Origin of the sequence: Streptococcus sp. HMSC034B05 (assembly GCF_001809055.1) — a bacterium.
GTDB classification, from domain to species: domain Bacteria; phylum Bacillota; class Bacilli; order Lactobacillales; family Streptococcaceae; genus Streptococcus; species Streptococcus constellatus.
The window spans coordinates 115939-142263 of the sequence record NZ_KV795612.1 but is presented as its reverse complement, the minus strand read 5'-3'; the positions used below and the strand labels follow the sequence as shown (position 1 = coordinate 142263).

Here is a 26325-nt window from a genome sequence, read left to right as displayed (position 1 = left end):
TTTAACCTAAAATCATTGCTAACTCAGTCATACAATATCGTCTTGGTTTCTTTGATACAATGATTTTCTTCATCCCAATAGTGAATACGCTCAAAAGAGCCTTGTCGCCAGTATAAAGGAAGCCTATCCCTGATATCATCCTGCATAGATATTGAATTCAGTTCATCAATTGACCACCATTTTGGCTGACCTTCTCGTGATTTTGTTAGTAGTTCTCCTTCAAAATTCTCACATAGAAAATCATAATAGACATAACGCTCTGCTTTTGTCGGATTGGTAAAACCTGAAATGCCTTTAAGCTGTAAATTCAAAGCTATCAATCCTGTTTCCTCTTTCAACTCTCGCACAGCTGCTTCAAAAAAAGATTCTGGAAACTCAACTTTCCCACCTGGTTGAATCCAGCCTTTAAAATCATCATGCTGGCGGTTAAGCAAAAGAACTTTGTCCCTTTTTTTCACACAAATATTAACCCAATTTAAAATTTTTTCTGTCATCTATTTCTCTTTCTTAATGTATCTTTCAATGGGATAATCCGCTGGATTTAAGCTACCGCTTTTTCCCTGAACCATCTGAGCTAAATGATAACCGATGAGAGGACCTGTCGTCAAACCAGAAGAGCCTAAACCACTGGCTGCAAATACTTGCGAAAGATCTGGCACCTGACCAAAAAAGGGAGAAAAGTCACTGGTATAGGCTCGAATTCCGACCCGTTCGCTCATTCTGTTTGCTTGAGACAAGCTAGGAAAATAGTAAAAAGCTTCCTGTTCCATTTTATCCAGCAAGTCTTGATCCACTCTTAAATCATAGCCCATTTCATTTTCGTGAGTAGCGCCCATACTGATTTTGCCATTTTGAAAAGGAATAATATCTAGCTCTCCTTCTGGCATGACCACTGGATAATCATTTGTCACCAGACCAGTCTGATAATCTCGTAATTGACCTTTTTGTGGACGAATATCCACTTGATAACCTAGTGGTTTCAACAGCTCAGGCAACCACGCTCCTGTTGCTAATATAACTTGATCAAAACAAGAACGATTAACCCAGCAAGCATCATCTCGAATATCCAAATTTACTTTCTTTTGGATTAGGTTTGCACCACTAGCCGCAAGCAGAATCTGAGTCAATAAAGAACCGTCCACGCGTGCTCCTCCAGAAGCATAGAGCAGCCGGTCAAAACCTTGAAGCCCCGGAAAGTACTCCATTGCTTCCGCTCGTGAAAATAATTGCAAGTTACCAATTAGTTGCGACTCATGCCGCCGTTGATTTGCTAACTCATAGAGCGTCTCCAGACTCTTCTCTTTTTTCTTCAACAAAAAGACGCCAGTTTGCTGATAAAACTTCGTTGCAAAACCGTCCTTCTGTAAATCAGCTATCAAATCCAGATAAAAATCTGCTCCCAGTCGTGCCATACGATACCACGCTTTATTACGCCGTTTGGAAAACCATGGGCTGATAATACCAGCTGCTGCCTTGGTTGCCTGACCTATTCCATGATCAAAAATGGTCACCTGAAAGATAGAATTTTTCGATAGATAATAAGCAGCAGTCGATCCGACAATCCCTGCTCCGATAATCGCTACTTTTTTCATACAATTTCCTACTTAGATATGTTTAAACGGATTTGTAGAAACCTGACTGGCTAAAAATTCAACTTCCCAGCCCTCTTCTACTTTCCAGTCTTGAAACTTTTCAACTAATTTTTCTACAAAAAGCACTTCTATATGATGACCCGGATCCAAAGCTAAAAGACCATCACTTAACATATCTTGTGCTGTATGGTAGTAAATATCGCCCGTAATATAAACTTGTGCTCCCTTAACAAATGCCTCTTTGTACAAGGATTGACCACTGCCACCGCAGATCGCTACTTTCTCAATCATTCTCTCCAGATCCACAACCGAATAAGTCACCAAACGCAGGCTATCCAAATCAAAAACTTCCTTAACCTTGATTGCAAATTCTCCGAAAGTCTGAGGCACAATCTTGCCAATACGCCCAATACCGTGCCCGGGAGCCGTTTCACTAAGATAATCCGTATCGGTGATTTCCAGTAGGTCACAGAACCAGTCATTAAGACCATCATCTACAATATCAATATTGGTATGGCTGACATAAACTGCAATATCATGCTTAATCAGATCGATGTAAATCTGATTCTGAGATCGCTCCGCCACCAAATCTTTAATAGGACGAAAAATTGGAGCATGCTTAACCAAAATCAAATCCACTCCCTTTTCAATCGCCTCTGCAACTGTCTGCTCGCGGATATCCAATGCCACCAGCACCCGCTTAACTTCCTTATTCAGAGTTCCAATTTGCAATCCTCGAACATCTCCCTCCTCGGATAAGTCCTGAGGGCAGTAAGCTTCATAACGATTAATAAAATCACTCGCCAGCATGGAGCACCTCCTTGATTTGGTTGATTTTTTGGGATATAGCAGAGCGTTCTGCCAGATTTTTCATCGGGATTTTAGCCAGAGCTTTTTCTAGCTTATCTGCTTCCCGCTGCCATCTATCTTGAAAAATAGCCGACTGCTTTCTCATCAGATATGGTCCAAAACGTTCTTGATCAGCATTCAACACTTGCTTCCCCTGCTCAGCTATTATGATTTCGTAGAATTTCCCATTTTCTTCCACAAGAGTCTCCTCAATAATTTGAAAATCATGACCACACAACCACCTGCGAAGTTCATCTTCCCGATTGTTAGGCTGAAGAATCAGACGCTTAACAGATGCCAATTTCGCACTGCCATTAGCTAAAATATCTGCTATCAATCGTCCTCCCATCCCTGCAATGATAATAACGTCAATCTGATCTTTTTCATCAAAAGCTGCCAGACCATTTGCCAAGCGGACAGAAATTTTATCGGACAATTCATTGTCCGACACATTGGCAACTGCAGATTGATAAGGCCCATCAACAACTTCGCCAGCAATAGCCGACACAATTCGTCTCTGCTGCATTAAATAAATAGGCAAATAAGCATGATCACTCCCTACATCCAAAATTTTAGCACCCTGTGGAACAAAACTAGCCACTTTCCCCAATCGCTTTGAGATATTCTTTACTTGCATAACAACTCATTTCTAACATAATTGTTTTATTTTAGTATATCATTTTTAAAGAACTAAAAAAAGAGCTTATCCCAAAGGAATCAATCATCCACTTGTCAAGCCAAACAGAAGAAACTTTGTGATTATGTCCACCTTGCAGTACAGAGAAAACACCTATTCAAATTAGAGATTGTCTGAATTCATATAACTATGACAGACCATAAAAAATTAAAGACTTGACCTCTATGTGCATAGGAGTCAAGTCTTATTAACTAGTATAATTTTCGTCCATTTTAGATGGAGATTGATAATGGTTGGCTTTTTCCAACTAATGATGTAATTCCAAAACCACATATTACAACTTTTATTCACTATGTACTTTGAAAAAATTCTTTGACAAATAGCCTTTACCCGCCACCATATCATATTGAACAAGTTTCAGGTCTTCTGCAATTTGCCGCCCTTCCTCATCCAAATCTTTTTTATCAACACTTGCTTTGTGTAAAACTTCTGTTAATAAAGCATAATAAGGTGACACTTTTGAATTGGTTTGTTCTAATAATAGAGCTGTGAAGTCACTTGAATTTACAATCGGATAGTCCAATTTAGGTGTCTCATAATTACTCCACACAAAATAGTCTGTTAAATATTGACTCTCTGGATTATTTTTGAAAGCTGACTGTGGATAAAGCCCTGGTAAATGATCTCCATAAAAAACAACTGTAACTTTCTTATTGACTTTTGAAAGTTGATCAAGAAAATCTTTTGTGGCTACGTCCGTATGATACAATAAGCGAGTATAGTTACTTAATTGGTCGTTTTCCTCGCTAGAGAAGTTTGAACTAGAAGCTTTAATATTATTTGGTTCTTCTTCTTTCCAAGGAGAATGATTTTGCATCGTCATAACAGAGAAAAATTGGTTTTGATTGTCTTTCATATTATCAAGAATTAACTGATAAGAGGAACTATCACTATAATTTACTCCCTGATAATGAACATCTAGTCCTTTTGTCAATAGACTAACAAATTTAGCATATCCTAAAGATTTATAAATAACATTTCTAGAATAATTTGTTGGAGCAGCCAAGTGGATAGCAATGCGATTCTTGCATTCAAATTGGTCACTGATGACAGGAAATTTATTCATTTTAGGAACAACTTCTGTATAAGCAACAGAAATACTAGGTGACAAATTATAAAATGGTAGACCTGTTAGCGATTGAAACTCCATATTTGCTGTTCCACCACCATAGCCATCTGATTTCATTAAGCCACTTGTAGTTTGATTCTTAATTTCTTGAATATTTGAAATAGGGTTTTGAGAAAGCTTAACCCCTTCAACACGAGCAGGATCAGAAAAACTTTCACTCAATATATAAACAACTGTTTGTTCCTCTATCTTATTCGTTCGTTCTGCATTTAAAATTTGAGAAGTTTTTTGATATTTTTGCTCAATTGCTTTAATTTTTTTGGCACTATAACCCTGTGGCTTATACATAGTACTATCTGATAGTTGCGATAGCCATACAAATGCAAGTGAACGCGAACGAGCATTTACCGTGTTTCCATACCAAGTCAAATCTTCATAGTTATTAAGAACAGAAATTATAGGTATGTTTTCTCGGATTTTACCATCTTTTCTATTTGTAAATATCCCCACAATTGACATTAAGAATACTACTGTCAGCATCAAAACAGATAAGCGATATTTATAATTTGGTATAATCTTATTTGCCAATACTTTTTTTCTGAAAAAAATATACAAACTTACTATCACAAAAAGCCCTAATAAAATATATACTATATATGCAAAACCATTAATAAATTCTAATAGTAGTTTAGGTTCCTTTAACCAAACAATATCACTAGGTAATATCGGTTCTTGACGAAATTGAAATTTGAGGCTACTCGCTATAGTCACCCCACTAATAATTAGCAAAATAAATATAGTAGAAATTAAAAAATGATTAAATACTAGATAGATAATTAAAAAAGTAACAAAGAAAATAATAATTTGAAACGGTGTTGCTCCTGTTGAAAGGCGAAATTCTGCATCTCCTCTTATGCTATTTTGTATTGTAAAATTAAAAATAATTGCAAACAGTAAACTTAACAAACTAGCAACTGAAAAACTAGCTTTATTTTTATAAATATCCTTTATTGCTTTTACTGAGAAAAAACTAGGAGTGATAAGTAAAATAGTTAAATAAACAAGTAATCCTATTAAAGAAAAGGCAAAGTAATCAGTTATTTGAAATTTATTATTAACAATAAATTTATTTAAAAAACTGCTCTGTTTAAGAAACTCTAATGTTTTACTGTCTAATAATATGAAATTCAATAATATTTGTGATAAAAAGAATGTTTCTAAAATATCATAATTTTTTTCATCAATTGCCAAACTATCTAAAAAATTTATATTATTTAATTTTGGAGTATATTTAAAAATAATTGCTATCAATAATGTCGGAATAATAAAAATCAAAGAGTTAAATTGCAATAAATGGTTAGTTTTAAAATCCCATAAATCATAAGAAGGTACAGTTAAGTGTATGGATATTTCTAGTAAATAAGAAAAAATTAAATATCCTACATAAATAAATAATATAAAAAAATATAATTTTTTATTTAAGAGCTTTGATACAATATACCCCAAACATACTGTGATTATCAATACACATAGTAATCCCAGTATCATATAAGAATTGACTGTCTTGCTTCTATTTTCTTCTAGTATAAAATTTAACCAAGCCCCTATTACATTAAAAAATAAGAAGCTGATTAACAATATACTAAATTGTCTATAATATTTAATTAAAAATTTCATAATGATTGCTCAATAAAATTGATTTATCTTAATTACTAAAAAACAAATCTAAGTAGTCTTTAATAAAGAAATTTCCTCAATGTTTGTTATAAGATAAAATCAACGTGAAAAGCTTCAAGAAATAATTCTTCTTTTTAATCTTCTCAGCAAATATTTAATAGCACTCCCTGGTCCACGATAGATATATTTCAGAGCGCCTTTAATACCACCAATATTGTCAAAATTTATATAGGTATTTGGTAAGGTATCTGGACGAATATTTAAAACGGTATTGTCCACAAAAGGAGTGATATAAATCTCATTTTTAGAGATTGCATAGTCATAACGTTGAGACCAAGCTAAATAAACTAAAATTCGCTCAATGGAATGTAGAATGGTATGTTGAGGCAATGGTTCTGCTGGAATATCAGCATCTTGCAAATTCAAATCAAATAAAGGCTTTAGAGCATCATATTTGAACCAAATAAAGGTTCCATAACTCATGATAAATGTATTTAATTGATTGAAATCTATAGACCGTTTAATATTCATTCGTTCCCAGAGTAAATTCATATCATCTGCAAATTTATTTTCGTTCCACGGATCAACAATCTTTGTATAACGGAAAAAAGTTGGAATATCAGCAATAACTAAACCTAACCGTTCATCATTTTCCAAACTAGCTATAACTTTATCCGCCGGTTTGATTAACATATCAAAAAGTTCATTTCTCCATGAATCTCCTACCCAATGCGGATACTCTGGAGATTTTTTCGTATGAAAATGACCAATATAATCATATTTTGATAGTTCTTTTTTGAGTCTCAACATTGGAATAACATCACGACCGCGATTTCCAGTAATATAAACTTTACCTGCTTTACCGTGTTCTGTTAAAATCTTCTCAATTTCTACTTTCTTTTTCTCAGAATCTGTTGTTAAAAATAAATCATAAGTAAAATGAAAATTTTCAAAAGCCATTAAAAATTCTTCCAACAGATCCACATAATAAGTATGGAGATGCACCGCCACTTTTTTTTGATTTGAATACTGAAGTTGATTATCTTTTAATACTTTTCTATCAAGCAAATATGGAGGTGTTGGTAAACTCATATCAGACATATGAGATAAAATAAATTCTATTGGATAATCTGATACCTGTTCAATTGCTTTCAGTAAGTAAGGAGCTAAATGTTGAGTCAAATCAAATGTTTTTATCTTAATAAAAGGAACATGGTTTTCCAACAAAACATGCGGATAATGAATTGTGAAGTTACTATGGAAAAAGTCATCTTTTAAAGGAATCGTATTCAAAATTGTCTGATATTTAAAACCTGCATCTACAAATTTCTTGGTGTACTGGGTTTCATAATTATCAATAACCTTTTGTACATCTATATAATTTTCAACCGATTGCCAGAACTTTTGAAATACAGTTGACTGAATTAGTCTATTTTTAAAAGAAATAAAATAAGATTGAAGATGCTCATTAATGAACAGATTTCTTTGTTTCACTTCCTGATGATTCGTCATTCCCCAAAAGTCTACTTCTGAATCAGACTCATACTTTTGATAAATAGGTTCCATATCCCAAAGTGGACCAAAACAAGTATCGTTCATCACAGTAATTGAATCGTATTCTTTCAACTCATCAAAACCAACTAAAGCCATACCATCATGCCATGCTCCAAAATCATAACCAGTATTTTCACGTTGAATAAATTCATCAATTAACTTTTTTTCACGAAGTTTTTCTACTTCAGATAGACTTAACTTGCTATTTGAAATAAAAACAAGCTTTTCAAATAAAGGCCGCATATGTTCAATTTGGTAAAATACATGTCGACTGATATGATCGTATTTATTAAAATGAACATAAATTAATAATCGTTTCATTGTCTTCTCCTAAAAAAGTTAATAATTTTAGTGGGAATTATCCAACGTCGGCTTCCTATAACTACATTGTGTTCATGAACTAATTTTTGATAGTTATATTCTAACTGTTGAATGTGTTCTTCCAAATCCGTAATGTTATCCAGCAATTTCTGGTTAAGTCCATTCGCCTCTGATAGTTCAGTCAAAACTGAACCTTCTTTCATAGGGTCAAAAATATCTTTCATTTCATACGAAAAAAGAAATTCTGAATCACCAACAGCATCAATCTGATAATGAAGCTGAGGATCATTTTTCCCGAAAAGTAATTCATTAGAAAGCAAAAGTCCATTTGTAAAAGTAACTTCCACTTCTGTCTGCTTATGGTAAGTTTTTAGACTAACGTTTTTATAATAATTGGGAACCTCAGATAAATCAACTCTCAATTTAGCCGCTTCATATGGAATCTGAAAATAAATCTCATCTGCATATTGTAATGGAAATTTCAGACTATTTGTTTCTGAAAATTCTTCATCTGCTCGTGCATAAAAAATCGTAATAGGCTGCTTCTTTATATTCAATATGGAATGATTTGGCAATGTTTCTCCTAACAAGGAGCTAAGAGCTTGTAGGGATTTTTCTGTTCTTGTTGAAAGGGATGCTATATTTGCAAGTAAACTATCATAACACTTATCAAGCGTATAAAGCTGTTTAGCTCTCTCGCTTGCAAGAACTGCATTATTCTTATTTATATCGAAATTTTCAAGAAAGTCTGCCATCTTATCAGCCAATGAGTCGATATTTCCCAACTGATATGTCGTACCGCTATGAAAATATTCTTTAGCTGATTTATAGCCATCATTATTTGAAACTATTGTAGGAACTCCTCTTAAAATAGATTCAACAAAAACAAGAGAAAAGGATTCAGATTTCGAGGTGCATACACAAATATCTGAGTTTGTCACTTTTTTCCATGGTTGATCATTATAACCCCAAAATTGGACATTAGTTAATTCATATTTTTCAATATAAGCATCACACTCTTCTTTTGTCTCTTTTTGCCAATCACCAATAAAAATTAGGGGAATATCATTGCGCCTAAGTTTTTTATATGCTTTAAGAAGCTCAATTTGATTTTTATTTTCATTTATTACACCAATTGAAATGATTCTTCTTTGATTGGACTCTGCCAAAGCTTCAGTTGTAAATTGTGTATAAGGAATAAATGTTTCTAAATTAGCAGGATTGTTATTTAACTCAGCTAATTTTTGGGCTAGATTTCCCCGTACAGAAAAAACTTTATCCGAATTCTCAAAAATAAACTTCATTTTTTTTGCATAATATTGAAATTCTCTCTCTGGAAATTCATGGATAAGCCAAAAATGTGGGATATCCTCACAGGCCGCTGCTACAGCTCCTTGAAAAACATTGGCTGTATTAGAAATAACTAAATCAATATCTTGCTCAACAATAATATCTCGTATTTCTTTAATATTCTTTTGATAAAAAACAATACGTTCTTCTCTAGAAAATAGTAATTCACCGGGTGCTTCTTCCCACCACCATTTTATCGTAGATAGTGGAAACAAGTGAATATTGGCATTAGACAGCTTGCTTTTATAACTTGTATGAGTCGGGTGCCCATTTTCAGGATAAACATTATAAATATCATAGCCTATTTCAGATAAATAAACCATTAAATTCGTTATTGATTTTTCGGCTCCATTATCTAATGTTCCAGTTGGAGAGATAAATAAAATACGCTTTACCATAATTAAGCCCTCGCTTTGTAAAGTTTTATGTGTGCGATTCTTGCCAACTTCCATTTCTAACAAGTAAGCCCGTTGCAGAATCTAATGCAGATTCGTCATCCTCTGGAATATCATTCCGTTCAATAAAGACGATTGGAGCTTTTGAAGATACTGCAAAAGCTAAAACACGTTTGTCAGCATCACGAACTGTTGCTTCTAATCTTAAACGAGCATGGTTTAAATAAGGAAGCTTACATGTATAGATGACTTTCTTTTCGCCTGTCCCATCAATTTTTAAATCCATAGAATTATCATTATAATATCCATAATTAGTGTTAATATCAACAAATGACATAGCAATATGGGTTTCGATATTTTGGAGTTGTTTAAAGGTAAATTCAAATTTCAATTCATCGTCTGGCGTTACTTGATTTGGAGATAACAATTTCACTTCAAAGTTCTCAACCAATACAGCTTGCTTCGTTTTCTTCTCTGAAGCAGTATCTTTCTCTTGCGTTGGTTGAATAGCGTTATCAAAACTATACTGATTCGCAACATCATCAGGATTTCCAATCGCCTTAATCAAGCCATCCTCAATCAAAACAGCTTTATTACAATATTTCTTAACAGCGCCCATATCATGCGTAACAAGAATAGTTGTTTTCCCAGATTTTTTTCGTTCTAAAAAATAATCGTTACACTTTCTCTGGAAAGCTTCATCACCGACTGCAAGAACTTCATCAAGAATAAGAACATCACCTTGTGCTTTAATCGCGACCGAAAATGCCAAACGAACCTGCATTCCGCTTGAATAATTCTTCAATTTTTGATTCATGAATTCATGTAATTCAGCAAAATCAACAATGTCATCGTACATAGCATCAATTTCTTCTGTTGTAAAACCAAGCATAGCACCATTCATATAGACATTTTCCCGTCCAGTTAATTCTGGATTAAAGCCAACACCAAGTTCAATAAAGGAAACCATTTTCCCATTGACTGTGACTTTTCCTTTCTCAGGAACATAAATTTGCGAAATGATTTTTAAAAGAGTAGACTTTCCTGAACCATTACGACCCACAATCCCAAAGAAATCACCTTCCTCAACCTCAAAGTTAATATCTTTTAAAACATGTTGTTCCGTATAGCCTTTAATCCCCTTAAAATAATTGACTAAATTGGTACGTAAACTTTGCGTTGCTTCAGTAGGAAGTTTAAAATACTTGCTGACATGATCAACTTTTACTGCAATTTTTTTATCTGACATTATAAAATCTCCGCGAATCTCTTAGCATTTTTGTGGAAAATATAATACCCAATTCCAAAGATAAAGAAAGGAAGAATGTAGGACACCATAGCGACACCTTTATGACCAATTAAATCCCAACCACGCATGCTTCCTGAAAAAACAATATAGTGCCGCAAATCTTGAATGATCTGTGCCAAAGGATTTAACATCATGAGTTTTGCAATTGTCACTTGACCACGTTGCAAAATAAAGGTAAGAGAGTAGATAATAGGTGTCGCATACATTCCTGCTTGCATCACTACTTCCCAAATCGGACCAATATCTCTATATTTAATAAATAACGTTGCTAACATAAAAGCGATTCCTGTTGAAAATAAAATCAATTCAACAAATAACGGAATAACTGTAAACCAGCCCATTGATACTGCTACTCCATTAACTAAAGCAAAGATGAAAACAACCAATAAATTAATAGAGTAGTTAATTGCTGCACCAACAACTGAAGAAATAACAATGATCTCTTTTGAAAAGTTAAGTTTTCGAAGCAAATCACCACGAGCAACAATAGACATCATCCCCATATTTGTAGCTTCTGAAAAGAAATTCCAAGTTACCATACCAACTAAAAGACCGATAGCATAGTGTGGTGTTCCATCATCAAATCTCAAAAATCGCACAAAAACTAAATACATAATCGTAAACAAAAGTAAAGGTTTCAAAATGGACCATAAATGCCCAATCAAACTTCCTTGATACCGTAATTTAAAATCTGTTTTAATCATCTCGCGTAAGAGAATCATATTTTTTCGACTAAATAAGTCCATCATTACTCCTTATAAGCAAATTTTGTGAGAATCAAAGTGGTGAAGACAAAAGTATGGAAAGCACGATTTTTTTGGAAACCATATTTCCGTAGACGCTTATATCGTTCTGTCAAAGGTACTTCCATGATTGTCACAAAATTTTCAATCATTTCTTTATTTTGAGTAGTCAGAGGCAAGGCTAATAAATTCTTTGCTTGTTCTTGGCTATCTTGAATCAATTTCCAATACTTGGCAAAAAGGATATGCGGGCGAATCCAATTTTGCATTCGTTTTCTGAGTGTTCTTGCACCTAAAACATTATTTGAATGTTGCCGATACAATTCACTTGGTCGATCTATATAGACTAAGTGGCCAAAGGCTGCTGCCAGCAAAGCCAAATACCAGTCGTGCATGAGTAAGTCATACTCCTCCTGCCCAGTCCATAAGTCAGCCAGAGCTTGATTAATCATCGAAACGCCACCTGTAACAGTATTTTCTGTTAATTCTTGGAGCAGTTCCGTGTTTGCATGGTCAGACTGTGTACGAATCATACTTTCATGTACGACATTTAACTCTTGATCTACAACTTTTAAATCCGTGTACACCAGTAAAGGCTGATTATCATCATATTTAATCGCTTCTTCTAGCTGCATTTCTACTTTCTCAGGCAACCAAACATCATCCTGGTCACTAAAAAAGTAGACATCTGACATTTGATGTTTCAAAAGATGAAAGAAACTTTTGATAACACCAAGATTTTCAACGCTATCAGGATTGACAAAATGAATGCGATTATCTTTTTGACAAAAATCTTGAATAATCTCACGTGTCCTGTCCTTAGATCCGTCATCTCGAATTAACAGCTGCCAGTCTGTATAGGTCTGTTGCCTAATGCTCTCAATTTGTTCTGCTAAAAACCGCTCACCATTGTAGGTGGACATGAGAATAGTCACTTTCATGATAAAAATAATTCCTCGTATTCACCCACAATTTTTTCCCAAGTGTAGTGTTCTTTCATGTTTTCTTTCGCAGCTTGACCTTGGTCTGAAAAGTCGGACTGTTTATCTACCTGATGAAGGAGATCAACTAGGCTGCCTTCTTTCTTATCCCAATAGAGGGCTGTCTCTCTCGCCACCTGTTTGTTGAAGTCAACACCCAAGACCAAATTCAAATTTGTCTGAGCTAGTGCCTCTAGCAGTCCAGGATTGGTGCCGCCGACCTCATGACCATGGATATAAGCAAACGCTTGATTGCGAATATACTTCAATAATTCTTGATCATAAACAGTACCGACAAACTTAATCCGTTCATCTTGGTCAAAATTTGTTTTTTGTCGTAGTTCTTCAAAATAAGAACTGCCTTGATGATTGCAGACAATCAGTAAATCTCGTTGCGTCTGTGACTTCATAAACTCACGAATGATAATTTCATAGTTATTTTCTGGAACAAAACGTCCAACAATCAAATAATAGCTTTTTTCCTTACTTGCCCATGTATCAAAAAAGTGTCGGACTTTTTCATCTTGAACAGTTAAAGACGACAAGCGCAAATCTGTTCCATAAGCGATAAAAGTCGTTTTAGACCATGGATAGGACTTTTTGATATAGGTTTCAATTCCTTGATTGTCCGAAATGACTAAATCGGCATGTTTAGTCATCATTTTCTCAGAATATCTAAGGTAATTTTGAACGGACTTGGACCACTTAGCTCGTTTCCATTCAAGTCCATCAGGATTGATATACAAGACACCACCAGCATGATGAATTTTTCGAGCAAAAGGTGCGATAAAAGCTCCAATTGTATTCCCTAAAATATAAAAAATCGGTTGATCAATTTTTTGATTTTTCACTAACTTCAAAGCATAGTTAATTGCCATCATATCATAGGCAATAACGCGAGCTGGACCAAGTTTTGGTGCTTTAATCGTAAAACAATCTACGCCTTTGTAATCAAAATGATGATAAGCTTCATCATCTGATAAACAAGCCACATGATACTGAATCTGTGATGAAATTTGATGTTCAACCAAATTTTCTACAAAAGTCTCAAATCCACCGTACTTTGCAGGAAGACCACGACTTCCAATAATGAATACATGTTGCATGATTTTCCTCATTTCAAGATTTTGCAATCTAATCTATTATATCACTTTATAAATCGTTTGTGTAACATAAAATAGAAAAGCAACCTTTCGGCTGCTTCTACCTTATTTCTTCCCTTGTTTATAAAATTCCTTGAGGGCAGCTTGCCAAGTTGGAATGACAAAGCCGGTTGCCTTAGCTTTAGCTAGGCTCATAGTAGAATTGAATGGTCGCTTCGCTTTCGCTGGAAATTTACTAGAATCTACTGGTAAAACTTCAACATCTGTATCTTTTAAAATTTCTACTGCAAAATCATACCAAGTCGTATCTTCTATAGCATCATTTGACAAATGGTAATAACCAAATTCTTTTTGATTTTCTGCTAAGTAAGTCATAAATTCAGCCAACGTTCGCGTCCAAGTTGGACGACCATGCTGGTCATTAACAACCGTCAGGGTTTTATGTGTTTTGGCTAAATTCTGCATGGTAAAAACGAAGTTCTTTCCATAATTTCCAAAAACCCAAGCTGTGCGGATAATGTAGAAACGGCTAGAATATTTTTCAACCAACTCCTCTCCCATACGCTTCGTGCGACCATATTCTGTTTGAGGATCTGGTCGATCATCTACTTCCCATTCTTGCCCAACTGGCTTATCTCCAGCAAAGACATAGTCTGTAGAGATGTAAACAAGTGTTGCTCCATGGGCTTCTGCCGCTCTTGCGACATTCTCTGTCCCGGTCACATTGATGACATAGTCCAGTTCTTTACCTTCGTCTTCTGCTGCGTCTACAGCTGTATAGGCAGCGCAGTGATAAACCAAACTTGGCTTCACTTCTGCAAAAACCTTCTCTACCATTTCGGCATTGGTAATATCCATTTCTGTCACGTCAACTGCCACATACTCTTCATTGCGTTCATCTAAAAGATAACGAAGTTCTGTCCCAAGTTGTCCGTTAGCTCCTGTAATTAAAATCATCTGAAATTCCTTTCTGAACAATAAACATTCAATGAATTTATTATATCAAAAAAAGCAGAAAAAATCTGGTTTTTCTACTCGCTCTTTTCTTTAATAACATAAATTGGCCTTTTTTTGGTTTCCATAAAAATTTTCCCAATATACTTACCAAGAATGCCAATTGTCAACAACTGAAAACCACCTAGAAAAAGAATAATCGAAACCATAGAAGGCCAGCCAGCTGTAGGATCCCCAAAAATCAAGGTACGAATAATGACAATAATGATAAGGAAAAATGCCAATAAGCAGGCAACAATACCTCCCCAAAAAGCTATTGTCAAAGGAGCATCTGAAAAGTTTATAATCCCTTCTAGAGAATAATTCAATAATTGCCAGAAATTCCAACTGGTTTTTCCTGCAACTCGCTCCACGTTCTTATATTCCAAATATTTTGTTTTAAATCCAACCCAAGCAAAAATCCCTTTGGAAAAACGATTATACTCAGAAACCTCTAAAACAGCATCTACCATTTGTCGACGCATGAGACGGAAATCACGCGCTCCATCTACCATCTCAACTTGGCTAATTTTATTAATCAATTTATAAAACATCTTCGCAAAAAAACTACGAATCAGAGGTTCTCCCTCGCGTGTTATACGACGCGTTCCTACGCAATCCAATTCAGCATTTTCATCTAGCATATTTTTCATTTGAATCAATAATGCAGGTGGGTCTTGCAAATCCGCATCCATGACAGTCACTAAATCACCAGTTGCATATTTGAGACCTGCATACAGAGCTGCTTCTTTCCCAAAATTTCTCGAAAAAGAAAGATAACGAACACTATTATTTTTCTGACTGAGCTCTCGTAAAATAGATAAAGTTCTATCTTTTGAGCCGTCATTGACAAAGATATATTCAAAATGATCATTTATCTGAGATTTAATTTTTTCCATTTCCGCATAAAACAACGGAAGCGACTCTTCCTCGTTAAAACAAGGGATAATGATTGAGATTGTCATTTTAGCCTCCTTATATCATTAAATATATTCTAACACAAAAATAAAAAAGTTAGGAACAAAGCCCAACTTTAAAAGGGATATTTAAAATAAATGATTTGCTAACTATTCACAAGCAACCCCATCTCCGTCTCTATCCAATTTACTACTATAACCAGGCTGTCCACGATAAATAGGAGTTACACCGGCTCTTCGGGCAGCTTCACAATTTGGATATATATCCGGATTCGCTATATTTCCTGAATTAGAAGACGATTGATGAGAAATTGGAGCCCCTAACCCAACAGCATACCAACTAATGCCTTCATAACGCCAACCAACATGAGTTAAATGCACTTTTTCTGCTTCAGATAATGTGTAATGATGACTACCCGCTCTAGCATTTGGATTATAAAATCTATACAATGGATACTGACCGGAAGATTTCCAAGCTACTCCCTCATATTTCCATCCTGACTTAATAAGGAAATCTCTTTCATTAGCATTCAAAGTATAATGGTGATCGCCAGCATTAGGGTTGTACATTCTATATACATCCTGTCCTTTCAAGGAAGCAATCCAGCCTCTCCCCTCATAACGCCAGCCAACTCTTGAAAGCATTTCTTTTTCATTCCAATTCGCTGTATAAAAATGTTCGCCACTATTTGGATTATACAGACGGTACATTTCTAAACCTTCATTATCAGCCTTTGCCTTTTCAATTCCCAACAACATTATTAATGTTAAGAAAACAAAACCGCTTAGTGCTTTTTTCATTTAAAATCACTCCTATCTTTAGCTATTAAATTTTAAAACCATAATATTGAAGTACTGTTAATACGACAGACATCATTATAAAGACCAATGCAATAAATAAAACAAAGGTATCTCTTTTCTCCTCTTCTTCTGAAGAGAGTGTCGGATATACTGGCACAAATAGTTTAATATTATTAAACGTTAAACCTAAAAGTAAAATAACCCCAGTAAAATATCTCCCTTGAACACCTTGAATAGCAATTTCATTAACTTTTCCCCACATTAAATAAGCCGTCATTAAAATGCCAAACGTAACTCCAATCCCGACTAAAAAAGTTCCATATTTACTAATTTTAGGTAAAGGATTATATTGAGGTATCATAAATATGACACAACTGATAAATATTAAATAGAACCATAGTAAATTTCCTAAACCATAGGTTAACCAACCAAATGTAAATAGGGAGGGGATTTTATTTGGAATTAAATTCACCCACTCTTGCACAATCATTCTTGTAAATTCACTCATATGCTCTAATGTGTATTTAATCTTTTCAACTGGATTTACATTAGAAGTTACCTGATTCATATTAATATTACTAGATAAACGTAACCAAAAGAAACTTAAAATTCCTACTAACAAGATTAATCCAATAATAAATATATAAGCATACTTATCTGGTAATTTCTTTCTTGGTATAAATAATAACAGTCCTACCAATAATACATAAGGCAATTTCATGGTAGCCATTATTAAACACAATATTGCAAATAAAAGGATATTTGATACGGAAACCTTATCTTTTTGAATATACTCACAAAATAAAGCAATAATTAGGAAGAGAAGCCCATTCACCATGCCATCTGTGCTAAAAGAAGATGCTAAATATACACTCATTGGTAGCATCCCTAAACTTGCAAACAATAATTCTTTCCCCTTAGCTTTTTTTATAGCTAATCTAATTAAAAATGCATAAACAAGAAGATTACATAAACGTCCTAAAATGATTGAAGATAGAACACTCAATCCTAAAATCTTAGAAATTATCAAACCAAATACTTGAGGCAGATAAGGAATAAACGAAGAAGCATTTGTTGCTAAAAATTTAGGATAACGTGCAGTTTTTGAAGAAGTTCTAACTCTATCTAACCCTGAATGGATTAATGGTTTTTTAAATGCTTTTTCAGCTTCTACGGCATCCTTAGAAACTCTAAACTCTGAAGACTTTTTGGGTAGATAGAGATGTGCTTCTGATATATACAAAGCTCTTGAGTAATGAGCAGTCTCATCAGGAACATCCAAAACGGGAGTTAAAATAACAAAAAGTCCTCCCGAAAAAAGAATACTCAAAAATACCTTATTATGTAATTTTCCAGGTAAACAGATAGTTATGCTAAATACCAGGCCTGTTATAAGCAATAAAGTTCTTGGAATGGTAGCCGTTGAACCACCTAAATAAAAATAAGTAAGGAATAATATCCCCCATAATCCCAATAAATATTTCCAGCGTTTTGTTATATTCAATACAAAAGAATAAAACCAGTCTTTTATATTGAACGTAAATAACCAATTAGTAGACTTCTTTATCACAATTACTCATTTCTCCAATCTTCTTTTATTTTAAATAGAATATTAGCGCTTTCTCGCTAACATTAGTAACCCAAACCATTCATTCTTCAACACTTTTAAAAACAGTGGGACAATGTAGGCTAATTTAGAGTGAATGTTCACTTTTTGTACACCTTGTTTGATATATTTATTCGTCTCCCAGTTTTTTCCAAAATACTTTTCCATAAAGAGAATGATATCTTTGAAATCTTGCTTTTTCACTGCCGGATATTTTAATAGTCTGTAGGTATGACCAATGCATAGATGCTCCAAGGCTAAATATTGTAACTCTTCTTTATAGCTATCAAAATTATCACCAAACAAAGCAAACAGATATTTTAAAGCATCATAGATATCAAAAATATTTGACTTGCTTGAATTCATAATTGATCCAGAAGTATCAACTGTATATCGATATAAATATTTTTTTATGTAAGAAATACTAGAGCACTTTGAAGTCATATAGGGCATTAAGGCAACATCTTCATAAATTTTCCCTTTTGGAAAATAATTGGAATCAAAAAAATGTGACTTGTAAATTCTAGTCCAAGAAGCGTGTTTTGTTAGCATGAATGAACGAATATTATTATCTGAATCTTTACTATTATCATTAAAGAAAGGATTGACATTTAAATGTTTCATCAATTTCTCATCACTATCAATTAAATCAAAATCAAAATAAATAACATCATTTCCTTTTGCTGACAAAAACTCTGTTAAATAATTAGGATATATACAATCATCCGGATCAATAAAAGTGGTATATTCACTATCAAAAACTTGATTTAATCCATAGTTTCTTGCATCTGACACTCCTCCATTTTCCTTTGAAAACAATTCGATAAATGGATATTTTGCAGCATATTCCTTAATAATCTCTTCCGAATGGTCCGTACTCCCGTCATTAACACAGATAACACGTAGCGCACATTTTTCTAAATTGTCTTGATTGACAATACTATCTAAGCATCTTCTTAAATATTTTTCTGTATTATAAACGGGAATAATGACAGTTAAATCATATTTCATCCTTATTTCCTTTTCTTCTCCCAACTACCATATAAATACCAAAAATACCGACTAAATAAGCGGTCATAACAATCAAAAAGCTGAGTGCTGCACCGAACATATGATAACGATAAATAAATAGTTCCGTTACCAATTTAGTAATAACTAATAAAACAATATATAAACCTACTAATAAGTGTTGCTTTCGAATAATGGTTAGAATATTTTCAAAAACAATGGCTAAGGCATATAGAACTCCCGCAAAGATTAGAATTGCAAAAGGAAGAGTGTATTGTGATAATGCCACTCCAAATACTAAACTAAGAATTGGAGTACCTATGAAGTAAACCACTATCGTAATGGCTATACCACCTATGAATAAATAAAACAAGAGCTTTTTAACAATTAGAGAAAATTCTGCATACTTTTCTCTATTCCACAAAATAGCCATTTGGGTTATTAAGGGTCTCACCATTAAAATGATGAGACTCATAAAAAAAACAGGCATAAAAAGAATATTAAAATCACGTTGCATGCCAGTCTGTAAAACTCCTTGATTTAAGCCTTTTTCAATAATAATTTTAGGTTCATTTAAAATATACAATAAAATAAATCCATTTACAAATAATGGCCAACAAGCCAGAAAAATATCTTTTATATCTTTTTTGTAATTGCTAGAAAAGAGTTCTTTCCAATGAATCGTTTCAAAATACTTAAGAAAACTGGTTTCATAAAAAATGATCACCAAGCCATTCCAAATGACTAAAGAAAATAGACCTACAATCACAGACTTGGAAAGCAAGATACTAAGAAATAAAATAACTGCACTAGTGGAATAACGGTAAAACATTGTTTTCCCAGCTATATCCATACGTTCTCTTTGTTGAAATAAGCCTTGAAATAAATCAGACACCGCATCCCACATACGATAAAAAATCATTAAAAATGTCAATAAAATCGTTTCAAAAGAATAACGGCCTTCTCCTATAATATATAAATAGGGATACAATGTGACCAGCATTGCTAGAATTGTTATCAACCTAGTTTGAAAATACCCTATAAAAGAATGCTTTTGACTCACATCCGTTCCTTGATAATTTCTGACTTGAAACAATCCAATAACAATCCAAAGAGTCCCAATGGAATTAGCTAAGCTAAATTGGTCTGCTACTTTAGCAGAAGTTAATCTTGTTACAATTAGTAGATAAAGAACAGAAACTCCTGAAGCTGCTAAATTCCCCAGTAAATTCCAAAAATAAATCTCTTTAGCAGAAGGATTAGTTTTTATTTTCATCTTTCTCCCTCAGTGCGATTGTTTGAACTAAATTTTTAAATTTCGTATCTAATTTAGATAATCTAAGAGTGAGTTGGAATTGATTGATGAGCAATAAGAAAATGACAAATAAAAAGATAAAATTGACTGCTGATACAATTCCTAATGCACTTGCGATAGTTTCTGCTAGACTTGGGAAAATGCTAAATACTAATAAAATTAAAGAGAAAAATACCCAAAATATAGCATCGTTGATTTGAACTTGTGATTTTCGAATGCTACGTAAAATAAAGGCACAAGTCATAATAGAGACAAAAATCAATACAATTTGAAACCAAATAGTCATTTAATGTCTACCCTCTCTTTCTGAAATTCTGAATAATCAAGATAGATACAAACATGTGCGTCATATATTGAATAGAGCGAGAAAGTGTCAGATAACTCTCACCAGCTTGCCTCTCTTCCATTCGTACTTGGGCTTCTGCCACTTTCACACCATGGCGAATTAGATATGAGACGGTATCTGGCTCAGGTCCATAATTGATATTGAGAGCAAATTCTTTGATAAGTCCTTCAGAAAACATCCGCATACCAGAAGTTGGATCATTGATTGTCTTTCCTGTGGTTAATTTAATGGCTGCGCTAATGAGAATATTCCCCATCATCCGTAGAGACGTTTCGCGCTTTTCTGTCACAAAGCGAGATCCGATAACCATTTCGTAGCCTTCATCCATTTTCTCTTCTAAAACTGAGATATATTCAGGCAAATGTTGCCCATCCGCATCGAACTGCACTGCCTTTTTATATCCTTGCTCATAAGCATATTGAAGTCCTGTTTGAAATGCACCTGCCAATCCTAAATTGACCGGCAAATCCACAATATTATAACCGTTTACATGGCAAATAGCTGATGTTCTATCCTTTGATCCGTCATTGATAATCACATAATCATATTGTGAATAATTCAAGATAATATTTTTTACAACATTTTCGATAGAGCCTTCTTCATTGTAGGCAGGGATAATAATCAATAAATCCGAAGATTTCACTTATTCTCATTCTCCTTAAAAATTATATAACCCCATTATACTATATCCACACGGCATTTTCTACTATTTCCATAAAAGAAACAAGAAATTCTCAATTCTATAAATCAAGATACTTTTATTTTATACCAAAAATTCCGCATTAAAAAAACAAATTTTACATAGACTAAATGCTGGTTAAATATTTTTGCGATGAAATCCATCGTTTCTAAAGCTTTATTGTCATTTCTTCATCGTTTTAACTGAGATGTTTACTATTAATTTAATATCAAAGAGATTTTTTAAATAATCAAAATAATCCCTTGGTATAATGAACCAAGGGAAAATCCGTTACATATTATCTTTCACTGCTACTGCTACCATTTTTGCTTTGGCACGTACCTGATCCGCTACTATCATCTCCATTGTCACAATGACTTTTCTTTCACCCAATTCTTCAAGTCGAGAGACAACCGTAATTTCCTCATCAATAGGTGTTGGACTTTTATAATCTACTTCCAATCGAGCTGTAATAAATCGTCTAATCACCGTTTTTTCTGTCAAATCTAACCCCTTATTTTGATGGGCAAACCAAGCTGCTGAAGCGGTACCGTGACAATCAAAAATCATGGCAATCATGCCACCAAATAGATTAACTGGAACACCACCAGTATACTGGCGAGCTGGTGTTATCTTACTAATACAGCTTGTTCCATCAAGACTAGGATAAGTTTTTAAATGCAAGCCTGACTCATTTTTAGGACCACATCCCCAACAATGTTGGAATCGATCGCCATAAGTATCTTGAATGGCAATGTTTTTTGTTTCTAAAGTCATTTAATCTCCTTTTTAAATTGAATTTTTAAGCGCTTCCAAAGCTATTATATCAATCTTTTTATGAAGAGTAAATACGAAGTAGATTCAAAATATTTTAATCATTCGTCTAAGCAGAATTTATAGAAAAGTGGCGTGAGAAAGGCTCAGCTTGAAAATATTCAGTTCGTTTAGTCTGAATGAGAGTGCTAAAAATTTAGACTTGACAAAGAGGAGAATGTTTCCTATATATGCTTGACGATTATCTATGCTGAGAAATAAAATTGATTGATTTGCCCTTGGAATTCAACAGATTTAAATCAGGTAAATGTTACACCTACTCAAAAATACTTTTTATTCATTTAAATATCTTTCTAGGATATCTGTTTTCTGTTTTTGAATTTCTACAATCTTACTTTCTTCAATCACAATCAAATCTTCTAATTTTTCTATTTGTTTTATTGCTTCATTCTGATGTTCTATATTACAATTTTTGCTAAGAAGAGATTGACGAGTTTATCGAAGGCATTTTCACGTCCGCCAACATTATACTTATGAAGAATTGTTGCAAATTGATTATATTTTTTTTGAACTTCATCATGTGCGATTTCTTTTAAATCAGCAATTGAATATTTCGCTTGTTCAATTTCAAAAGGCTTAATGTTAGCTTCTAATACTCCATTTGTAACATAATCTTGTTGATAGACATCACGCCAAATTTCGAATTTGTCATTTCCTCCTTTAGCATCATTATATGATTTTGGATTATCCAGAGTTGAAAGAAAATCGGTATTATCAATCAAATGAATTGCATGATACAGCCGTTTAATCTCACCAGCTTCAATTTGAGAAGCATATAAAACTAGAGCTCTTGCCTTATTTTCTTGTTTTTCATATGAGAAAAGTTGACCACCATCAACTTCTGTATTTTTCCACTCTTTATCAAATTCATTTCCAAAAGTCTTAGCTTCAAGGTGTACCTTCATTATCTTCAACTGTTATATCAGTATTCCCAGATTTCGTATTACGTCCTAATTCCCAAAATTAAAATATAATCTACATATCAATACAATACTTCAATAAAAACTTCTTATCTAAAGTCTTATCTTATCTCAGAACAGACCATTTCCTTACACTTCGCTGATAGATCATCTCGTATAAGCAGTGATACTACCTCGGCTTGCTCATCATTGTCCAAACTTATATTTAGATTTTCATCAATAATAGGTAGCTTAAAAGTAATGGATTTTAGCCATTGCCCATTCGCCTGTTTCTCTTCATAAATTTGAACTTCTGAAATGAGTGCTTCTATTAACTGTCTGCGTTCAACATCGTTCATGACTTTATAAAGTTTGTCAAAATAAATCAAAACCTTATATATATTATCGCCAGTAAGTTTCTCAGCTTCTATTGTTTCTTTTTTTGCTTTAGCTTCTATTAACTGACTCTCTAAATCCTCAATTTTATCGTACATACGATAAAGTCTATCATCTAAATCATTCTTCCTTCTCTTATAGTGTTTATCCTCAACATCTAAATTATCTATTTCTTCAATGAGCTTAAATTTTGTAGAATGACTTTTTCTCAGCTCTTTTTGGTAATTATCTATCTCATTTTCAATAGCAGATGTATCAACCTTCATCTTAATTTTTTCTTGTATCATAGACGCAAATTTAGGATTGCTTACTAACTTGATTATTACCTCAGCAACGGCATCGTCTAACAATTCTTCTCTAATTTGTTTGTTATAGGTGCATTTATGTCCTCTATTCATAAGTCTATGCTTACAACCATAGTAATAGAAGTCTTTATACTTCGTCCCATCTTTTTTATATTTTATAGATTTGTTCCCAAACATTCCAGCTCCACATATTGGACACTTTACTATTCCTGATAATAAGTGTGTCCTTATGTTCTTGCCCTTATTTACATGTTCATACTTTTTAGCTTGTGCTTTCAGTTTAACTTGTGCAGCCTGCCACAATTCATCTGGGATTATCGCTTCATGAATGCCTTCTGCTACTAAATAATCGTCCTGCTCTACTTGTCTGTATTCATTCCTTGTACCATGAACTTTTTCTAAAGTTCTTCTTCCAAATGCTATTTTCCCGTTATACACAGGATTCTTTAATATTTTTCTTATAAGACCTGCGTCAAACAATGGATTTTTCCCATTTTGTCTTGGTATTTTCCTTATACCATGCTTTTCTAAATATTTAGAAAGACCATTAGCTCCAATACTTGTATTTACATATTGATCAAAAATAGTTCTTATTGCAATTGCTTCTTCCTCATTTATTAACAACTTTCCATCAATCAGTTGATAACCGTATGGAGCAAATCCACCATTCCATTTACCCTCTCTTGCCTTTTGAATACGACCTTCCATTGTTTGGACACGAATGTTTTCTCTTTCTATTTCAGCCACTGCTGATAAAACAGAAATCATCAATTTACCTGCATCTTTAGATGAATCAATTCCATCTTCAACACAAATAAGATTTACTCCAAAATCTTGCATTATTTGCAAAGTCGAAAGTACATCAGCAGCATTTCTTGCAAATCTCGATAATTTAAATACAAGAACGAAAGACACTCCATCCTTTCCGGATTTTATATCTTCCATCATACGAGTAAACTGAACTCTACCTTCTATAGATTTTCCAGACTTACCTGCATCTTCGTATTCACCAACAATCTCATAATCATTATAGAGAGCAAAAGCCTTCATTCTTGATTTTTGTGCCTCTAAAGAATAACCGTCTATCTGTATTGATGTAGATACTCTTGTATAGAGGTATACTTTTATTTTTTCTTTTGACATAGCATTAACCTCAATATCCTTTTTCTATATCTTTATATTTTTACCAATTATGGTTTGGACTTATATATCAAGTATATTATATCACTTTTATTGCTTTTTCTCAATCTGTGTTTTTGCCATGTCAAATTTATTTTTACCTTCTGTACTTTTTACTGGAGTTGGATTTGGAAGATTATCTAAATCTAAAACTCCAGCATATTTTGTAATCAGATTTGCTATCAAATCAGCCAATCCATTCCAGTCATTATCCACTAATACACCTCCTCCGCTTTAAATCATCTATAATCACATATTATTTTTCTTACTAAGTTTTATGACATTGGTAGGTGCATTGGCTGCTACATAGGAATCTCACCTCTGCCCCTTGTTCCAGACGAGGCAGCTTAAACTATTGAAGTATCATTATCACTACTCGTATCATCGAACAGATTGCCACCTCTGTTTTTTATGTATTCTTATTTACCGCTCGCTTTCTTGTATCCTTGGTTAACACAGTATTCATAAAACCGAAATTACTTTCAGCAGAAAGGTCATGGCGTAAGTCATAATTCTCCACAAGTAGATAAAGTCCTACCTTGGTCTATTCAATTGTCAAAGAGCAATATTTGAAAGGGATTGTTTTCTTTACATTTTCCTATTTGCCATAAGCAGGCGTATCTCTTACTCAAGAAAGTAAAGGAGGTCAAACTCCCCTTCACTTTACATAAGGAAAATTTGACCCCTTTGGTTACCGAAGTTTTAAAGTTCTTCGATAAATTTTTTCAGCTTTTCAAGAATTTTGTTTCTTCTTTTGATTAAAGCTGGATGTGTAATACTTTTGAGCTTTGCTACTGAACGAACAGTTTCATCATTAAAATACAAACGTTCAATAATATCCTTTTCTTCTGCATTAAGTCTTGATATAGCATTTCTGACTGCTTCAATCATCATCTGTGTTTCAACAATCTTTTCTACATCAACACTTTCATCAACAATATTATCTACAAAGTGTCCGTCATGATCCAATGATGAAAAAAAGAGCAAGTGGTTTTTCTTGTCCACCTGCTCTAAATACTTTTCGTGTTCTTTTTCCTGCCAGTAGACTTTATAAATATCTTCACTGACTTTCACCTTTTGTCCTCTGACATAAAGGTAATACTCTTTTGCCATAAAGTTTCCTCCATTCTTTTTTGTCTGCTTGTTTTCAGGCAAAAAAGGAGGACTCCTGCATCTAAGCATAAGAAGTCCTCTAAAATGAAAGAAATACTTTCTTCTAAGAAATGTTTTTAATTGTTCAACGGAATATGCATAAGGATGAGATATTGTAGAATGCAATATAAGAAAAAGGGTTATTCATAATCTTATCAATCTTTATAATGCAATAAATGTTTTTTTGCATTTTCCCATCCACTCCTTATATCTTTTATAATTCACTCCTGCTAAATTCTTTTGTAATCCATCCTAA

24 protein-coding genes are annotated in these 26325 nt (G+C 33.6%); all 24 read right to left on the bottom strand.

What is annotated here, in order from left to right; translation table 11 throughout:
• Positions 1-23: 23 nt before the first annotated feature.
• The 24 genes from HMPREF2542_RS05960 to HMPREF2542_RS05850 all read right to left on the bottom strand — a co-directional run bounded on the left by HMPREF2542_RS05960 (position 24) and on the right by HMPREF2542_RS05850 (position 26030).
• Entirely contained in the window at positions 24-494 is a 471-nt protein-coding gene (locus HMPREF2542_RS05960; protein WP_058669631.1) for an 8-oxo-dGTP diphosphatase, read from the bottom strand.
• Positions 495-1592, bottom strand: a complete 1098-nt coding sequence (locus HMPREF2542_RS05955) for an NAD(P)/FAD-dependent oxidoreductase (protein ID WP_049477197.1) — start codon at positions 1590-1592, stop codon at positions 495-497. It lies immediately after the preceding gene.
• A gap of 12 nt (positions 1593-1604) precedes the next feature.
• Positions 1605-2402 (bottom strand): Nif3-like dinuclear metal center hexameric protein, encoded by a 798-nt coding sequence (locus HMPREF2542_RS05950; RefSeq protein ID WP_058669632.1) that lies wholly within the window; start codon positions 2400-2402, stop codon positions 1605-1607.
• A complete protein-coding gene (locus HMPREF2542_RS05945) occupies positions 2389-3078 on the bottom strand; it encodes a tRNA (adenine(22)-N(1))-methyltransferase (RefSeq protein WP_003068665.1) in 690 nt (229 codons plus the stop codon). The genes HMPREF2542_RS05950 and HMPREF2542_RS05945 overlap by 14 nt, the downstream gene beginning before the upstream one ends.
• Before the next feature lie 343 nt (positions 3079-3421).
• Entirely contained in the window at positions 3422-5884 is a 2463-nt protein-coding gene (locus HMPREF2542_RS05940; RefSeq protein WP_058669633.1) for an alkaline phosphatase family protein, read from the bottom strand.
• A 114-nt stretch (positions 5885-5998) separates the two neighbouring features.
• Entirely contained in the window at positions 5999-7759 is a 1761-nt protein-coding gene (locus HMPREF2542_RS05935) for a rhamnan synthesis F family protein (RefSeq protein WP_058669634.1), read from the bottom strand.
• A complete protein-coding gene (locus HMPREF2542_RS05930) occupies positions 7756-9507 on the bottom strand; it encodes a glycosyltransferase family 4 protein (protein WP_058670388.1) in 1752 nt (583 codons plus the stop codon). Before HMPREF2542_RS05930 ends, HMPREF2542_RS05935 begins: the two co-directional genes overlap by 4 nt.
• A gap of 25 nt (positions 9508-9532) precedes the next feature.
• A complete protein-coding gene (locus HMPREF2542_RS05925; protein WP_058669635.1) occupies positions 9533-10753 on the bottom strand; it encodes an ABC transporter ATP-binding protein in 1221 nt (406 codons plus the stop codon).
• Positions 10753-11559: an ABC transporter permease gene (locus HMPREF2542_RS05920; protein WP_083278803.1), complete on the bottom strand. Its 807-nt coding sequence runs from the start codon at positions 11557-11559 to the stop codon at positions 10753-10755. Before HMPREF2542_RS05920 ends, HMPREF2542_RS05925 begins: the two co-directional genes overlap by 1 nt.
• 2 nt (positions 11560-11561) lie before the next feature.
• A complete protein-coding gene (locus tag HMPREF2542_RS05915; RefSeq protein WP_058669637.1) occupies positions 11562-12497 on the bottom strand; it encodes a glycosyltransferase family 2 protein in 936 nt (311 codons plus the stop codon).
• Entirely contained in the window at positions 12494-13642 is a 1149-nt protein-coding gene (gene cps2T, locus HMPREF2542_RS05910) for a beta 1-4 rhamnosyltransferase Cps2T (RefSeq protein WP_058669638.1), read from the bottom strand. Before cps2T ends, HMPREF2542_RS05915 begins: the two co-directional genes overlap by 4 nt.
• A 102-nt stretch (positions 13643-13744) precedes the next feature.
• Positions 13745-14596 carry a dTDP-4-dehydrorhamnose reductase gene (rfbD, locus tag HMPREF2542_RS05905; RefSeq protein ID WP_058669639.1) on the bottom strand — a complete coding sequence of 284 codons (852 nt, stop codon included), beginning with the start codon at positions 14594-14596 and terminating at the stop codon, positions 13745-13747.
• Positions 14597-14670: 74 nt separating this feature from the next.
• The gene (locus HMPREF2542_RS05900) at positions 14671-15597 is read right to left on the bottom strand and encodes a glycosyltransferase family 2 protein (protein ID WP_058669640.1); all 927 of its coding nucleotides are present in this window, start codon (positions 15595-15597) and stop codon (positions 14671-14673) included.
• A 102-nt stretch (positions 15598-15699) separates the two neighbouring features.
• Positions 15700-16350, bottom strand: a complete 651-nt coding sequence (locus tag HMPREF2542_RS05895) for an excalibur calcium-binding domain-containing protein (protein ID WP_058669641.1) — start codon at positions 16348-16350, stop codon at positions 15700-15702.
• A gap of 25 nt (positions 16351-16375) precedes the next feature.
• Entirely contained in the window at positions 16376-17920 is a 1545-nt protein-coding gene (locus tag HMPREF2542_RS05890; RefSeq protein WP_049477209.1) for a DUF2142 domain-containing protein, read from the bottom strand.
• Between the two features lie 42 nt (positions 17921-17962).
• Positions 17963-18967 (bottom strand): glycosyltransferase family 2 protein, encoded by a 1005-nt coding sequence (locus HMPREF2542_RS05885; RefSeq protein WP_058669642.1) that lies wholly within the window; start codon positions 18965-18967, stop codon positions 17963-17965.
• Positions 18957-20240 (bottom strand): lipopolysaccharide biosynthesis protein, encoded by a 1284-nt coding sequence (locus HMPREF2542_RS05880; RefSeq protein WP_058669643.1) that lies wholly within the window; start codon positions 20238-20240, stop codon positions 18957-18959. Before HMPREF2542_RS05880 ends, HMPREF2542_RS05885 begins: the two co-directional genes overlap by 11 nt.
• Positions 20224-20565 (bottom strand): DUF2304 domain-containing protein, encoded by a 342-nt coding sequence (locus tag HMPREF2542_RS05875; RefSeq protein ID WP_049477212.1) that lies wholly within the window; start codon positions 20563-20565, stop codon positions 20224-20226. Before HMPREF2542_RS05875 ends, HMPREF2542_RS05880 begins: the two co-directional genes overlap by 17 nt.
• 7 nt (positions 20566-20572) lie before the next feature.
• Complete coding sequence (locus HMPREF2542_RS05870; protein WP_049477213.1) at positions 20573-21268, bottom strand: glycosyltransferase family 2 protein; 696 nt, start codon at positions 21266-21268, stop codon at positions 20573-20575.
• Positions 21269-21595: 327 nt separating this feature from the next.
• The gene (locus HMPREF2542_RS05865) at positions 21596-22081 is read right to left on the bottom strand and encodes an acyl-CoA thioesterase (protein ID WP_058669644.1); all 486 of its coding nucleotides are present in this window, start codon (positions 22079-22081) and stop codon (positions 21596-21598) included.
• A 455-nt stretch (positions 22082-22536) separates the two neighbouring features.
• Positions 22537-23043 carry a hypothetical protein gene (locus HMPREF2542_RS05860; RefSeq protein ID WP_058669645.1) on the bottom strand — a complete coding sequence of 169 codons (507 nt, stop codon included), beginning with the start codon at positions 23041-23043 and terminating at the stop codon, positions 22537-22539.
• Positions 23044-23159: 116 nt separating this feature from the next.
• Entirely contained in the window at positions 23160-24881 is a 1722-nt protein-coding gene (locus HMPREF2542_RS05855; protein WP_070484536.1) for a recombinase family protein, read from the bottom strand.
• 87 nt (positions 24882-24968) lie between these two features.
• A complete protein-coding gene (locus HMPREF2542_RS09790; RefSeq protein ID WP_009568435.1) occupies positions 24969-25133 on the bottom strand; it encodes a hypothetical protein in 165 nt (54 codons plus the stop codon).
• Positions 25134-25619: 486 nt separating this feature from the next.
• Complete coding sequence (locus tag HMPREF2542_RS05850) at positions 25620-26030, bottom strand: sigma-70 RNA polymerase sigma factor region 4 domain-containing protein (RefSeq protein ID WP_007516616.1); 411 nt, start codon at positions 26028-26030, stop codon at positions 25620-25622.
• Between the last annotated feature and the right edge of the window lie 295 nt (positions 26031-26325).

What these genes read in the sequence shown, in the direction of transcription:
- HMPREF2542_RS05960 (WP_058669631.1), bottom strand. Translation starts at nt 494, where the DNA reads ATGACAGAAAAAATTTTAAATTGGGTTAATATTTGTGTGAAAAAAAGG.
- HMPREF2542_RS05955 (WP_049477197.1), bottom strand. Translation starts at nt 1,592, where the DNA reads ATGAAAAAAGTAGCGATTATCGGAGCAGGGATTGTCGGATCGACTGCT.
- HMPREF2542_RS05950 (WP_058669632.1), bottom strand. Translation starts at nt 2,402, where the DNA reads ATGCTGGCGAGTGATTTTATTAATCGTTATGAAGCTTACTGCCCTCAG.
- HMPREF2542_RS05945 (WP_003068665.1), bottom strand. Translation starts at nt 3,078, where the DNA reads ATGCAAGTAAAGAATATCTCAAAGCGATTGGGGAAAGTGGCTAGTTTT.
- HMPREF2542_RS05940 (WP_058669633.1), bottom strand. Translation starts at nt 5,884, where the DNA reads ATGAAATTTTTAATTAAATATTATAGACAATTTAGTATATTGTTAATC.
- HMPREF2542_RS05935 (WP_058669634.1), bottom strand. Translation starts at nt 7,759, where the DNA reads ATGAAACGATTATTAATTTATGTTCATTTTAATAAATACGATCATATC.
- HMPREF2542_RS05930 (WP_058670388.1), bottom strand. Translation starts at nt 9,507, where the DNA reads ATGGTAAAGCGTATTTTATTTATCTCTCCAACTGGAACATTAGATAAT.
- HMPREF2542_RS05925 (WP_058669635.1), bottom strand. Translation starts at nt 10,753, where the DNA reads ATGTCAGATAAAAAAATTGCAGTAAAAGTTGATCATGTCAGCAAGTAT.
- HMPREF2542_RS05920 (WP_083278803.1), bottom strand. Translation starts at nt 11,559, where the DNA reads ATGGACTTATTTAGTCGAAAAAATATGATTCTCTTACGCGAGATGATT.
- HMPREF2542_RS05915 (WP_058669637.1), bottom strand. Translation starts at nt 12,497, where the DNA reads ATGAAAGTGACTATTCTCATGTCCACCTACAATGGTGAGCGGTTTTTA.
- cps2T (WP_058669638.1), bottom strand. Translation starts at nt 13,642, where the DNA reads ATGCAACATGTATTCATTATTGGAAGTCGTGGTCTTCCTGCAAAGTAC.
- rfbD (WP_058669639.1), bottom strand. Translation starts at nt 14,596, where the DNA reads ATGATTTTAATTACAGGAGCTAACGGACAACTTGGGACAGAACTTCGT.
- HMPREF2542_RS05900 (WP_058669640.1), bottom strand. Translation starts at nt 15,597, where the DNA reads ATGACAATCTCAATCATTATCCCTTGTTTTAACGAGGAAGAGTCGCTT.
- HMPREF2542_RS05895 (WP_058669641.1), bottom strand. Translation starts at nt 16,350, where the DNA reads ATGAAAAAAGCACTAAGCGGTTTTGTTTTCTTAACATTAATAATGTTG.
- HMPREF2542_RS05885 (WP_058669642.1), bottom strand. Translation starts at nt 18,967, where the DNA reads ATGAAATATGATTTAACTGTCATTATTCCCGTTTATAATACAGAAAAA.
- HMPREF2542_RS05880 (WP_058669643.1), bottom strand. Translation starts at nt 20,240, where the DNA reads ATGAAAATAAAAACTAATCCTTCTGCTAAAGAGATTTATTTTTGGAAT.
- HMPREF2542_RS05875 (WP_049477212.1), bottom strand. Translation starts at nt 20,565, where the DNA reads ATGACTATTTGGTTTCAAATTGTATTGATTTTTGTCTCTATTATGACT.
- HMPREF2542_RS05865 (WP_058669644.1), bottom strand. Translation starts at nt 22,081, where the DNA reads ATGACTTTAGAAACAAAAAACATTGCCATTCAAGATACTTATGGCGAT.
- HMPREF2542_RS05860 (WP_058669645.1), bottom strand. Translation starts at nt 23,043, where the DNA reads ATGAAGGTACACCTTGAAGCTAAGACTTTTGGAAATGAATTTGATAAA.
- HMPREF2542_RS05855 (WP_070484536.1), bottom strand. Translation starts at nt 24,881, where the DNA reads ATGTCAAAAGAAAAAATAAAAGTATACCTCTATACAAGAGTATCTACA.
- HMPREF2542_RS05850 (WP_007516616.1), bottom strand. Translation starts at nt 26,030, where the DNA reads ATGGCAAAAGAGTATTACCTTTATGTCAGAGGACAAAAGGTGAAAGTC.